1 pseudogene is annotated in these 243 nt (G+C 70.0%); it reads left to right on the plus strand.

The annotated features are described in order from the left end of the window. Window positions 1-243 (plus strand): annotated as a pseudogene (locus RB628_RS42160) (hypothetical protein); the annotation flags it as partial.

Below are 243 nucleotides of genomic sequence, written 5' to 3' on the forward strand. Positions count from 1 at the left end.
CGGTGGACGAGTCGAACGGCTCCGACTTCTGGTCCACCGCCGCATCGAACACTCTTGGTGCGCTGTTCCTGGCCGCCGCCAGCCACCAGCGCCCGATCACGGACGTTCTCGCGTGGCTCGCCTCCCCTGCTGACCGCACTCCGGTAGACCTGCTCACCGATGCCGGCCACGACGCGGTCGCCGCCCAGCTCCAGGGCACCGTCAGCGGGGCCACGGAAACCCGTGACGGCATCTACGAGACCG

The sequence above is a fragment of the Streptomyces sp. ADMS genome (assembly GCF_033441795.1).
Lineage (GTDB): Bacteria > Actinomycetota > Actinomycetes > Streptomycetales > Streptomycetaceae > Streptomyces.